The following is a 12,687-nucleotide window of genomic DNA, read 5'->3' as shown; positions in this document are numbered from 1 at the left end:
TGTCACTTGCTTACGTCCAAGGTCCGCAGACCGGTGCCACCGGTCTTGTAGAACACGTAGTTTCCGATGTTGCCCTGGCTGGCGACCGATGCCACCGAGTGGCAGAGAACGATCTGCGCCGGCCCCATGTCGAATGCCTCGGCAAGAAGGTCTTCGTATGCGGATTTGCGCTCGTCGACGTCGGTGGAGCGGGCCGTTGCGTCGTACAGCTCGGCCATCCGGTCGGTAGTGAGCCTGCCGGGATTGTCACCGCCACCGGGGAGGTACGCCGACTGTGCGTAGAGGCCGGGATCGGTCCCTCCGCCGTACTGGCCGACGAGTGCATCCGCCTCGCCCGTGACGAACCGGGCACGTGCCTGCGTCGCGTCCATCACCTCGATCCGCATGTCGATACCGACATCGGCCAGGTTCTGCTGGACCACTTGGGCGTTGTTCTGGTAGATGGACAAGCTCGGCACTGCTGCGGTGAAGGTGAATCCGTCGGGCAGTCCGGCGTCGTCGAGTAGAGCGCGGGCACGGTCGGGGTCGTAGGAGGACCAGCCGCTGTCGTCCAGTGCGTCGCTGTGCGCGAAGTATCCTTCGGGGTACGGCTGGGCGCCGGGAATGCAGTCACCGGAGTACAGAACTCGCGAGATGGCTGCGCGGTCGATCGCCAGATTCATCGCTTGTCGCACCTGTTTGTTGCCGAACTCGCTCCTGGCGGAGTTCAGGGAGATCCGGGCCATGCTGGTGCTCGCGCCCTCGGAGGTGAAGACCTGCAGTCCGCCGGCCTTCGCTTCCTCCTTCTGCGGGCCCACCACTCCTGTCATCGTGGACTCTCCCGCCTGGAGCGAGTTCATGCGAGTCGCGGTGTCGAGTTGGATGAGAAAGGTGAGCTTGCTGTACCGATAGGCGTCGTCGTCCCAGTAGTCGGGGCGACGCTCGAAGTGGTAAGCGGTACCGGGAATGCTGCTCGTCATCCTGAAAGCGCCTGCGCCGACCGGATTCTGATCCAGGTCGGTGTTTCCGAGCGCCGCGGGTGAGATGAGCATTCCGGGTCGTGACGCCAGAAGCGTCGGCAATGCTCCACCCGGGCCCACCAGGTCGAAGCGGACCGTCGAATCGTCGACCACATCGACGGATCCGATCGTCTTGTCGATCTGTCCCTTGATGGTGGTCTGGGGATCGTTCAGGATTCGGTCGATGTTGACCTTCACGGCTGCAGCATCTACCGGCGTACCGTCCGAGAATGTAGCTCCCGCACGGATTTTCAGGGTAAAAGTAGCGTTCTCCTCGTCCAACTCCCAACTCTCGGCCAGCATGGGTACCGGGTTGCCGTCGGTGTCGACGTCGGTGATCCGATCGTAGATGACGGCAAGTAACGGTAGGTCGTTTTCAGTAACTCCGCGATGCGGATCGAGACTGCTCGGGACGACGATCTGTCCGTACACGACGGTGGCGTCGCGGTCGAGCGCGTTCGCGTCGAATGTCCGCTGGTCGATACCGGCGCACGCCGTCGACACGGCGCACACGGTGAGGATCGCGAGGGCTCGACCGAGAATCGATCTGCGCGACATGTGGAACCTCCGTTTTTCGTAGAGGTGGCCATTCCCCCGGGCTGGGGAGGAAGTGTTCTCGGAAGTTCAGATCGACTGCGAGCCTGAGCTGCCGGGTACTTCGTCGATGTGCCACGCCCCGGGCTGCAGGGCGATTTCTAGAAGGATGTTCTAAAACCTATCCAGTGTCAAGGCTTGGCCCGATCGAGCGATTCGGTCTTGACAAACCGGGCGTAGATACTTCAGGGTCGCACTAGATCGAAGTTCTAGAATGAGATTCGATCCTCCTACGAATCGTAGCTCCGAACTCCTGGAAAGGAAGTCAGGTCATGGTCGATTTCGCCCTGAACGAAGAAGAAGAATTGATGCGCAAGTCGGTGCGCGCATTCCTCGAGAAGGAGGTCATTCCGCTCGAGAGCGAAGTGCTGCGCAACGAGCGCGAAGGTAGGCCGGGCCTCGAGGACGGCGTCGTGAAGGAGCTACGCGCGAAGGCCAAGAAGTCGGGATTCTGGGGGATCAACACACCCGAGGAGTACGGCGGAGCGAACCTCGGCCCGGTGATGAGCGCCATCATCGCTGCGGAGGCAGGCAGGACCTTCGTGCCGTTCTCGTTCGGTGGTTCCGCCGACAACATTCTGTACGGCGCGAACGACGATCAGAAGCAGCGGTATCTGATCCCGACGATCGAAGGTGAGCGGCGATCGTGTTTCGCGATAACCGAGCCAGGCGCCGGCTCCGATGCACGAAACATCAAGACCCGCGCGGTCAAGGACGGATCCGACTGGATCATCAACGGTGAGAAGATCTTCATCACCGGAGGTAACGAGGCCGACTTCGTCATGGTGTTCGCGGTGACCGACAAGGAGAAGGGCGCGAACGGAGGAGTCACGTGTTTCATCGTCGATCGCGACATGGGATGGACGTCCACTCCTATCCCGACGATGGGGCAGTGGGGACCGGCTGCATTGTCCTTCGTCGATGTGCGTGTGCCGGAATCGAACGTCCTCGGCGAGGTCGGCAAAGGATTCGACCTTGCGATGAGTTGGATAGGGCAGGGGCGGTACATGATCCCCGCCCGTGCCATCGGTTCGGCGGAACGGCTTCTCCAGATGGCGATCGAGCACTCGAAGAATCGAGTGTCTATGGGGCACCCGATCGCCGAGTACCAGGCAATCCAGTGGCAGATCGCAGACTCGCACGTCGAGATCGAGTCCACGAAACTGCTCACGCTTCGCGCAGCGTGGGCGGTGGCGCAGGGCGTCGATGCACGGCATGTCTCGTCGGTCGCCAAACTTCACGGGTCGATCACCGCCAACAACGTCGTCGACCGAGTGCTGCAGATCCACGGTGGGATGGGATACACGAAGGAACTCCCCATCGAACGGTGGTATCGCGAACTGAGGTTGCTTCGAATCTTCGAAGGAACGGACGAGATTCAGCGCCGGACGATCGCGCGGAATCTCATCAAGGGATATGTCAATTCCGACGGCTTCGGGCACTGACGCCGGTGATGCTGGTAATCGAACGCTTCAGTCGAAGACAGGAACTCGTCACATGACCAACCCGACCATCGAAGGCATCGACCTGCGTGCGCTCTTCGAACCCCGATCCATTGCGCTGATCGGGGCGACGGACAAGTCGCCGTGGTCCCTCAACACCTTTCGAAACATCAAGGACAGCGAGTTCGAGGGGAACGTGTACCTCGTCAACCGCCGCAGTGCCGTCGTGCACGGCGAGAAGACCTACTCCGCGCTCGCAGAGTTGCCGGAGGTGGTCGACCTCGTCTTCGTCATGGTTCCCACGACGGTGGTGCTGCCGACGCTGCGCGACGCCGTCGACCAGGGCGTCCGCGCGGCAGTGATCCTGACGTCGGGATTCGGCGAAACGGGTCAGGAAGGCAAGGCGCTCGAAGACGAGATAGTGGCGTTCTCGCGGGCGAGCGGGTTGACGGTGCTGGGTCCGAACGGGAACGGTTTCATCAACGCGGCCGAGGGAATCACTCCCTACGGTCTGCCCATCGGACGCCCGCTCCTGACCGGGTCCGTCGGGTTCGTCCTGCAGAGCGGTGCATTGGCCAGCTCGGTTCTACAGTTCGCGCAGAGCAGGAACGTCGGCTTGAGCTTCCTGACCGCCATGGGCAACGAGTCGATGATGTCCGTGACCGACGTGATGGAGTACCTCGTCGACGATCCGGCCACCTCCGTCATCGCGTTGTTCCTGGAATCGGTACGGGATCCGGTCGAGTTCCGTCGGATAGCGCACCGGGCCCTGCACGCAGGCAAGCCCATCGTCGCACTGAAGATCGGCCGAAGCGCACTGGGCGCGCGGGCTGCACTCGCGCACACCGGGGCACTCGTCGGGGACAACTCCGTCATCGACGCCGCGTTCGAGCAGATGGGCGTCATTCGGGTCAGGTCGTTGGAAGATCTCATCCTCACGGCCGGTCTGATGGCAAGTCTCGGCGGTGGACTGCCCGGACCGCGAATGGGGGTCGTCACGCCCTCCGGTGGGGCCTCGGAAATCATCGCCGATCGCGCCGAGGACGAGGGACTGCAACTACCGACGTTCTCGGCCGACACCACTCACAGGCTGCACGAGATCGTGCCGGACTTCGCCACCGTGCAGAATCCGCTCGATGTGACCGGTTACGTCGTGATCGACCGGACGTTGATGCGCCGCTCGCTCGCGGTGGTCGCCGAGGACGACGACGTCGACTTCGCTGTTCTCCTGTCGGAACTGCCGCGAGTTCCCGGTCCGGACCCGGATGCGGCGTTGACCGCATACGGTGAGTCCGCGAAGAACATTCGCACCACGGCCGTGCCGACGGTCGTGCTCAGCACTGTTCTCACCGACGTCACGGATTACGGCCGGTCGGTGTCGAACTCCGTCGACTTTCCGCATGTGCTCGGCGGCATAGAACACGGTATGACTGCGCTGAGCAACGCTGTCCGCTGGGGAGCGTTGCATCGGGCGACGACGGCCGAGAACGCCGACGTGGCAGTCGATCCCGTGCCGCTGACGTTCGATCGTGAACCGACGGGAATGTGGACCGAGTATTCGGCAGGCAGACTCCTTGCCGAGCAGGGAGTTCCGGTGGTCCCGACGACGCTGGCGTCGACGGCGGAGGAGGCCGTGACCGCGGCAGCCGAGTTCGGTTATCCCGTTGTGCTCAAAGCCGTGGCCGACGGTCTGGGTCACAAGAGCGACATCGGCGGAGTGCGGCTGAACCTGCACGGTCCGGACGCGGTGCGCGACGCTTTCGACTCGGTGACGTCGGCATTGGCCGAACTGGGCTCCCGCGGCGTCGCAACTGTCGTCCAACCCCAACGCAGCATGGACGGAATCGAGATGCTCGTGGGTGTCGTCAGGGACCCGGTGTGGGGGTTGACGCTCGCCGTCGGATTGGGCGGCGTGTGGGTCGAAGTACTTGCGGACGCCGCGGTCAAGGTGCTGCCGGTAACGGAGAACGACGTTCGTCAGGCCATCGAGGGCCTACGCGGAATCACCCTGCTGAAGGGTGCACGCGGCACGACCCCGGTCGACCTCGATGCGCTCGCTCGCACGGTCAAGACGGTCGCCGACGTCGCGGCCGGGCTCGGCGACCGACTGCAGGCGCTCGAGATCAATCCGCTGATGGTGAACGGTTCGCACTGCGAGGCGCTCGATGCACTCATCACCTGGACGGCGACAGACGACGAGAAAGACGAGGAGTTTCGATGACAGGGATCTGTGAAGGCAGAGTAGTGATCGTCACCGGGGCCGGACGTGGCATCGGCCGCGGGCATGCGCTCGAGTTCGCGCGTGAAGGGGCGACTGTCGTCGTCAACGACATCGGAGCCGACGTCGACGGAACCGGCAGTGCGGACGGTCCGGCGGGCGACGTGGTCGAGATGATTCGAGCCGAGGGTGGTCGCGCCCGCGTCGACGGTTCCGACGTGTCGGACGAGGAAGGCGCTCGCCGGCTGATAACCGACACCATCGAGGAATACGGTGACCTCCACGTACTCGTCAACAATGCAGGCATCCTGCGAGATCGAATGTTGACCAACATGACTGCGGCGGAGTGGGACGACGTCATCCGGGTGCATCTGCGCGGAACGTTTCTGCCCCTCCACCATGCCGCGCAGTACTGGAAGCGCCAGTCCAAATCGGGCGCGGCAGTGGACGCTCGGGTGATCAACACCTCGTCGTCGTCCGGGATATACGGGAACGTCGGGCAGGGCAACTACGGGGCGGCCAAGGCCGGTATCGCCAGCTTGTCGATCATCGCTTCGATGGAGCTGGCCCGGTACGGCGTCACCGTCAATGCCATCGCACCCGCGGCGCTCACTCGCATGACCGAGAACCTCGGAGGAAATGCCCGACGCGAGAAGCCCGCACCCGGTGAATTCGATCCGTCCGCGGCGGACAACATCGCTCCCCTCGTCGTCTGGTTGGGCAGCGAGCAGTCGAGTGGCATCACCGGGCGAGTGTTCAACGTTCGAGGCGGCCACATCAGCGTCGCCGAAGGCTGGCATGCGGGACCGAGCGAGGACAAGGGCGCGAAATGGCAACCAGGCGAACTCGGCGAGGTGATTCCTCGGTTGGTCGCCGAGGCCGCGCCGAACGCGGGCATGAACGGGTCGATACCCGAAGGAGTGCGCTGATGCCGCTCGACGAATCCCTTGTCGGCGTACCGAGCGATCCGGCACGGAGGACCTGGGGATCCAAGGATGCCCTCCTGTACGCGGTGGGCGTCGGCGCCGGGCAGGACCACACCCTGCACGAGCTGCCGTTCGTCACCGAGAACTCGGCCCAGGTCGACCAACGCGTGCTCCCCACGTTCGCGGTCCTGGCTACACAGGCCCCGTCCGGACGTAAGCTGGGGAACTTCGATCCCGCCATGCTGGTCCACGCCGAACAGTCGTTCCACATCGACGGGTTGCTACCGGTCGACGGGGACGTACAGGTCACCTCGCGGGTGGTATCCATGCAGGACAAGGGGAGTGGCGCGCTCGTCGTGGTCGAAGCAGATGCCGTCGACAGCGTGACGGGCGCCCCCGTCGCGTCCACTCGCTCGTCGATGTTCATCAGAGGCGAGACGGTCGGCGGTGGACGGGCCTCGAGTCCGGAGGTGGCGCCCATGCCGTCGGGTGCGCCCGACGCGAAGGTGACCTATGCGACGCGGCCGGAACAAGCGCTCGTCTACCGCCTTTCGGGCGATCGGAATCCGCTGCATTCCGATCCGTCGTTCGCGGCACGCGCCGGATTCGACCGGCCGATCCTGCACGGGTTGTGCACGTACGGAATCACCGGTCGTGCCCTGTTGCACGAACTCTGCGGATCCGATCCAGCCAGGCTGCGCTCGATGGAGGGTCGCTTCACCAAGCCGGTTCGCCCCGGTCAGGATCTGACGGTGTCGATCTGGAACACCGCCGACGGCACGCGCTTTCGAACCGAACTTTCGGACGGAACGGTCGTGATCGACCGGGGAACGGTAGTGGTCGCATGACTGCCGGAACCGACGCGGGCCCGACGCCGGCGCCCGCACCGGAACACGATGTCGGCGACGGCGCCGCATTCTTCGACGGCGACGAGGGACGGTACGTGCCGCGACCACATGCGCGTAGTCCCTGGTCGGAGAACCTCGTGCACGGACGACTCGTGTCGGGTCTGATGGCGAGGGAAGTGGAACGTTCGGATCTGGCCGGCCTGCATCCCGCGCGCATGACCACCGACCTGTTCCGGCCGATCCCGATGCAGCCGATAGACATCACCACCTCGGTCCGCCGATCGGGACGACGGGTGCGCATCGTCGAGGTGCTGGCGTCCGTGGACGGAACGCCGGTGGCGCTCGCCAGCGTGCAAGCGCTGCGGTCCGGAGGTGAGGCAGCCCAGGTGGCGTGGGTGCCGGAGCTGTACAAGGCACCGGCGCCCGACTTGCTGCCACCTCCCGAGCGTCGGGCACCACGACACTTCGGTGAAGTTCGCCGAAGCGGCGACGGTGCACCCACACGGAAGTTCTCGTGGTTCCGCGAGACATGCCCGCTGCTGGAGGGTTCGGCGGATTCTCCGTTCGAGATCGCCGCGATGGCGGCGGACTGGGTCAGCCCGTTCACCAACATGGGTACCGACAGCCTGCAGTTCATCAATGCCGACGTGACGTTGTATCTCAGCCGCCTTCCGATCGGGCCGTGGATCGGTTTCGAGAACCTGGACCACAAGGCGGACAACGGTATAGCGGTGTCGGTGTGCGCTCTGCACGACGTGCACGGCCGCATCGGCACGGCGGCATCGGCTGCAGTTCCTTACTGACCTCACGAACGTACGACGACCGAGAAAAGAGAAACCGATGACCAGTTCCACGGTCCATACTCGGCGCATCTCCGCACCCGCTGCGGCCGCGCGCCCCAAAATGGCGCCGAAACCGACGCCCGAGACCGCCCACTTCTGGGCGTGCGCCACCGAGGAACGACTCGTGGTGCAGCGCTGCTCGAAGTGCCACACGACGTACTTCTATCCGCGCGACCTGTGCCCGTCGTGCAGTTCGGAACGGGTCGAGTGGATCGACTGTTCGGGCCGCGCGACCCTGCACACGTACGTCATCGAACACCGGCCGGGACCGGGGTTCGAGAACGATGGTCCGTACGTGGTGGCCGTCGTCGAACTGGAGGAAGGTCCCCGGATGATGACCAACATCGTCGGCGTGGACCCGGACCCGGAGTTGCTGCCGCTCGACCTGCCTCTCGTCGTGCAGTTCGAGGACCGCGGCGACGTCAAGGTACCGGTGTTCCGGCCCGAAGGGAGCAACGCATGAGCTCGGGAACGGTCATCGTCGGCGCCGCCGAAACCGATGAAATCGGCGTTCTACCGGACCATTCGACGCTGAAGCTGCATACCGAGGCTGCCCGGAACGCGCTCGCGGACTGCGGCCTGACGATCGGCGACGTCGACGGCATCGCTGGAGTATCCATGCCGGGGCCGTTGTCCGTCGCGCACAGCCTGGGCATCACGCCGCGCTGGATGGACACGACCAGTGTGGGCGGTACGTCCTTTCTGACGCATGTACGCCATGCGGTGGCCGCGCTCGAATCAGGTCAGTGTTCGGTCGTGCTGATCACCCACGGCGAATCGGGGCGGTCACGAGTCGGTGCACCCGCGTACGCACCGGACCCCGCGTCGCTACCGGGACAGTTCGAGGCGCCCTACGGCGTGACCGGGCCGCCGAGTCGGTTCACCCTCCCCTTCCTGCGTTTCATGAAGGAGACGGGTACCGAGGCGCGTCATCTCGCAGATGTGGCAGTGGCACAACGGAAATGGGCAGGCTTGAACCCCCGTGCGAAGTTCCGTGACCCCATCACCGTCGACGACGTCCAGAATTCTCCGGTCATCGCCTGGCCGTTCCACCTCCTCGAGTGTTGCCTGGTCACCGACGGCGGCGGTGCTCTGGTGTTGACGACCGCGGAGAGAGCGAGGGATCTCGAGGTACGACCCGTGCACGTCCTCGGAACCGGTGAGGGGTACGAAGGACCGGGTATCTCGATGATGGAGGATTTCACGTCGTTCAAGGGTTTCAAGAACTCCGGAGCCGACGCGTTCCGATCCGCCGGCCTGTCGACGTCCGACATAGACCACGTCATGATCTACGACGCCTTCGCTCATCTGCCGCTCTACGGGCTCGAGGACCTGGGATTCGTAGGGCGTGGGGATGCCGGAGAATTCGTGCGAGAGGGGAACACCGCTCCCGGAGGAACGTTGCCCGTCAACACCAATGGCGGAGGACTGTCCTACACGCACACCGGAATGTACGGGATGTTCGCGATTCTGGAGTCCGTGCGTCAGTTGCGAGGAACCGCCGCCGCCCAGGTCGACGGCGTACGGACGTCGCTCGTGCAGGGCAACGGAGGTATGTTCGCGGCCGGTGCCACTCTGATACTGGGGGCCGCCTGAGGACATGATCAGTCCGCTTCGACTTGACCGTCCGCCAATTCTAGAATTACGCTCTCCTGACGCAGAAGCGAGACGATGCTGGGGGGACACGATGACCGACAGGGCGGCTTCGGCGACGACGTGGCAGTGGAGCAAGACGGGGGAGACCCAGCGCAAGCTTCTCGACGCCGCGCTGGACGTGTTCGCCGAAGCGGGATTCCTCAACGCCAACATCTCCGACATCGTCGAGCGTGCAGGATCGAGTACCGGCAGTTTGTACCATCACTTCGGCGGCAAGGCCGAGTTGTTCAGTGCCCTGTGGGACAGGCACAATTCGGCGCATCTGGAGCAGGTTCGCTCGTCGGTTCTGGCCGAGCGCAGATCGGGTACGGCAGATCCGTTGGAGTTGTTCTGTATCGGCGCTCGCGCGTTCCTCGCGGGAAGTTGGCAACGCCGGGATGTCGCGCTGGTCTTCCTCGATACCGACGGGCCCCCCGGGTTCGAGAAATTGAGGCGTGACAGGAGGATCGAGTGGATTCGACAGAACTCGGCACTTCTCGGCCCGGGCGACGACAGTGAGCACAGGATCGCCCTGGGGGTGTTGACCGACATCATCGTGGAGTCTTCTCGCGAAGTGGTGTTGAACTGCAAAACCAAGAAGCAGGCGAACGCAGTGGCGGACATCATGTGCGACATGATTCGAAGGATTGCCGCACCCTGACACAGCTCGACAACCAGTACGGCCGGCTTGCCTGTTCTTCAGGCGGGCCGGCCGTATTCGTGTATGTCGTGAGTTCTCCTTCGCTGTAGCAATTTTGGCTTTCGTGGCGCTCGAATTCGGATAGATTTTCGAGTACGATTCTAGAAGTTACTTCTGAAAGAGGCCGCGATGTGGATCTCGAACGATGCAGTGTCGAAAGAATCGGTATCGAAGAATGCCGTGCCGGTTCCTGGTGTGGCAACACGGGTGGCGCCGAGGGTCGAGTGGCTTCTCGCCCCGAATGCGGGAGCATGGACCTTCGAGGGCACCAATACGTGGATAGTCGGCGAACCGGACGCCGATGCCTGTGCGGTGATCGACCCCGGACCGAAGGATGCAGACCACATCGAGTCGTTACTTCGGGTCATCGGACGCCGCTCGGTGTCCTACGTGGTGCTGACACACGGTCACAACGATCACGAGGGTGCCGCGAGCGGCATCGTGGATGCAACGGGCGCTCGGATCGTGAAAGCCAGAAAAGAGATGTCTCACAGCAACTTTCCCGACGAGCTGGATGACGGAATCGAAGTCCGGTTGCTCCCGACGCCCGGCCACACACGGGATTCACTGTGCGTCTACTTGCCTGCCGACAGAATAGTGTTCACCGGAGACACCCTGCTGGGCAGCGGATCCCCTGTGGTGCACCCGGAACTGCTGCGAGAGATGCTCGACAGTCTGCGAACGTTGCGAGCGCTCGGAGCGTCGACCGCCGTGACCGCACTACCCGGGCACGGTCCCGTTGTCGCGGACTTGGCTGCGTCGGCAGATCGCCGACTGAACGCGCGCAACCGGAGGATTCGACAGGTGCGTGACCTGTTGTCCGAGCGGGAGATGTCCATCGACGAGCTCGTCACCCGGATGTACCCGGAGGTCGAGCACCCCGACGTCCTCTCGGCTGCCCGCAGCTCGATCCTCGCCATGGTCACCTATCTGAACGAGGAATCGGCGCTCGGCCGTACCGTCCTGCAGGACGATGCCCGATGACGGCACGTTCCGATACCGGCGAGGCCGACGCTCGGTGTGAAGCGGAGCAGGACACGCGCCCGGAACGTGAGGTCATGCGCGATGCATGGCGGACGTTGAGTGTGGTCGCCTTCGCGAGCATGGTGATAGGAATGTCCGGCAGCGCACTGAACGTCGCTCTGCCCACGGTCGCACGACATTTCGATGCCAGTAGTCTTGCCGCCAGCTGGATACTCCTCGCCTACATGCTCACCAACACGGTGTTGCTCGTGGCGTTCGGTCGCATGGCGGACATGTTCGGTCGTAGAACGATGTATCTCACCGGGCTCGCGTTCTACACCGTCGGAAGCATCGCGTGCGGGCTCGCTCCCAATGCCTGGTGGTTGGTGGGTTTCCGGGTGATCCAGGCTGCGGGCGGCGCAATGCTGTTGACCAACAGTGCAGCTCTCGTCACTGCGGCCTTTCCGCGCCGTCGCCTCGGCGAGGGAATGGGCATCTATCTCGCATCGTTTTCCATCGCTCAGCTCTGCGGACCGACGCTCGGCGGACTGCTCGCTCAACAGGCAGGTTGGCAGTGGGTCTTCTGGTTCAACGTTCCGATCGGGATTCTCTGCTTGCTGTGGGGATTCATCGCCCTGAAGCCGTCGCCGCGGACCGGTCGTTCGTACTCGCTCGATCTGCGAGGCAACGCCATGATCCTCGTGGCACTGACGTGCGGTCTTGCGGCGTTGTCGCAGGCCACATCGCTCGGATGGTCGCACCCTCTCGTCATCGGCGGGCTGATCGTCAGCGCTGCAATCGTTCCCCTGTTCCTGTGGTTCGAGAAGTCCGTCGACGATCCCTTGATCGATATCCAGTTGTTCAAGCACTGGCCGTTCGGATTCGGGCTGCTTGCGTCGTTTCTCAATTCGATTTCGCAGAGTGGCGTCGTACTGTTGATGGCGTTGTACTTCCAAGCGGTCTCGGGGGTCACACCGCTCGTCGCTGGAGTGATGGTGCTGCCGGTGGCCGTCGCAGCATTGACGGCATCGCTCAGTTCGGGTCCGTTGCAGCGGATCGTGTCGCCGTCGACCCTCGCCGTGACGGGCAATGTCGTGACAGTCGCGGCGCTCGTCGTTCTGTTCGTGGGAACAACTGGCCGAATGCCGCTCTGGGTACTTCTGGTGGGGTTGGCAATCGCGGGTTTCGGTTCGGGTCTGTTCATGCCGTCCAACGCGACAGCGATCATGGGCGACCTGCCCGACGAAAGACTGGGGATCGCCAACGCGATGCGCCTGTTGCTGCAGACAAGTGGATTCGTCGTCGGCACCGCGGTGATTCTGTCGGTCGTGACGAGTGCGCTACCGCTCGACCTGCGCAAGTTCGTGTTCGCGGGCACGATCAGCGAGATCTCGGACTCGGCTGTCGAGCAACTGCTGACCGGATACGGGCGAACAATTATCGCGATGATCGTGGTGGCAATCCTGACAGTCGGAGTCTCACTCTTCGCGCGACACTCGCGCACCGCCGGTCGACGATGAC

The 12,687-nt window shown here is 63.6% G+C and carries 11 protein-coding genes; 10 read left to right on the top strand and 1 reads right to left on the bottom strand.

Translation table 11 applies throughout. The annotated features are described in order from the left end of the window. Nucleotides 1-2 precede the first annotated feature (2 nt). A complete protein-coding gene (locus H292_RS26895) occupies nt 3-1,556 on the bottom strand; it encodes an ABC transporter substrate-binding protein (protein ID WP_020111005.1) in 1,554 nt (517 codons plus the stop codon). Nucleotides 1,557-1,864: 308 nt separating this feature from the next. On the opposite strand from H292_RS26895, the gene H292_RS0107630 reads away from it, so the two are divergent. The 10 genes from H292_RS0107630 to H292_RS0107585 all read left to right on the top strand — a co-directional run bounded on the left by H292_RS0107630 (nt 1,865) and on the right by H292_RS0107585 (nt 12,686). After that, complete coding sequence (locus tag H292_RS0107630; RefSeq protein WP_020111004.1) at nt 1,865-3,037, top strand: acyl-CoA dehydrogenase family protein; 1,173 nt, start codon at nt 1,865-1,867, stop codon at nt 3,035-3,037. Between the two features lie 52 nt (nt 3,038-3,089). Further along, nucleotides 3,090-5,255, top strand: a complete 2,166-nt coding sequence (locus H292_RS0107625; RefSeq protein ID WP_020111003.1) for an acetate--CoA ligase family protein — start codon at nt 3,090-3,092, stop codon at nt 5,253-5,255. After that, entirely contained in the window at nt 5,252-6,181 is a 930-nt protein-coding gene (locus tag H292_RS0107620) for an SDR family oxidoreductase (protein ID WP_033190088.1), read from the top strand. The genes H292_RS0107625 and H292_RS0107620 overlap by 4 nt, the downstream gene beginning before the upstream one ends. Beyond that, nucleotides 6,181-7,026, top strand: coding sequence for a MaoC family dehydratase (locus tag H292_RS0107615; protein ID WP_020111001.1), 846 nt, complete (start codon nt 6,181-6,183; stop codon nt 7,024-7,026). The genes H292_RS0107620 and H292_RS0107615 overlap by 1 nt, the downstream gene beginning before the upstream one ends. Beyond that, a complete protein-coding gene (locus H292_RS26890; RefSeq protein ID WP_020111000.1) occupies nt 7,023-7,829 on the top strand; it encodes an acyl-CoA thioesterase domain-containing protein in 807 nt (268 codons plus the stop codon). Before H292_RS0107615 ends, H292_RS26890 begins: the two co-directional genes overlap by 4 nt. A gap of 37 nt (nt 7,830-7,866) precedes the next feature. Then, nucleotides 7,867-8,331, top strand: coding sequence for a Zn-ribbon domain-containing OB-fold protein (locus H292_RS0107605; protein WP_020110999.1), 465 nt, complete (start codon nt 7,867-7,869; stop codon nt 8,329-8,331). After that, complete coding sequence (locus H292_RS0107600) at nt 8,328-9,464, top strand: thiolase C-terminal domain-containing protein (RefSeq protein WP_020110998.1); 1,137 nt, start codon at nt 8,328-8,330, stop codon at nt 9,462-9,464. Before H292_RS0107605 ends, H292_RS0107600 begins: the two co-directional genes overlap by 4 nt. A 91-nt stretch (nt 9,465-9,555) precedes the next feature. Beyond that, nucleotides 9,556-10,164 (top strand): TetR/AcrR family transcriptional regulator, encoded by a 609-nt coding sequence (locus H292_RS0107595; protein ID WP_020110997.1) that lies wholly within the window; start codon nt 9,556-9,558, stop codon nt 10,162-10,164. Between the two features lie 168 nt (nt 10,165-10,332). Next, nucleotides 10,333-11,187, top strand: coding sequence for an MBL fold metallo-hydrolase (locus H292_RS0107590; protein ID WP_020110996.1), 855 nt, complete (start codon nt 10,333-10,335; stop codon nt 11,185-11,187). Further along, the gene (locus H292_RS0107585) at nt 11,184-12,686 is read left to right on the top strand and encodes an MFS transporter (RefSeq protein WP_020110995.1); all 1,503 of its coding nucleotides are present in this window, start codon (nt 11,184-11,186) and stop codon (nt 12,684-12,686) included. Before H292_RS0107590 ends, H292_RS0107585 begins: the two co-directional genes overlap by 4 nt. The last annotated feature ends 1 nt before the right edge of the window (nt 12,687 follow it).

Origin of the sequence: Rhodococcus sp. 114MFTsu3.1 (genome assembly GCF_000383555.1) — a bacterium.
Taxonomy (GTDB): domain Bacteria; phylum Actinomycetota; class Actinomycetes; order Mycobacteriales; family Mycobacteriaceae; genus Rhodococcoides; species Rhodococcoides fascians_E.
The sequence above is the reverse complement of the archived record's forward strand: the minus strand, read 5'-3'. Positions and strand labels throughout refer to the sequence as shown.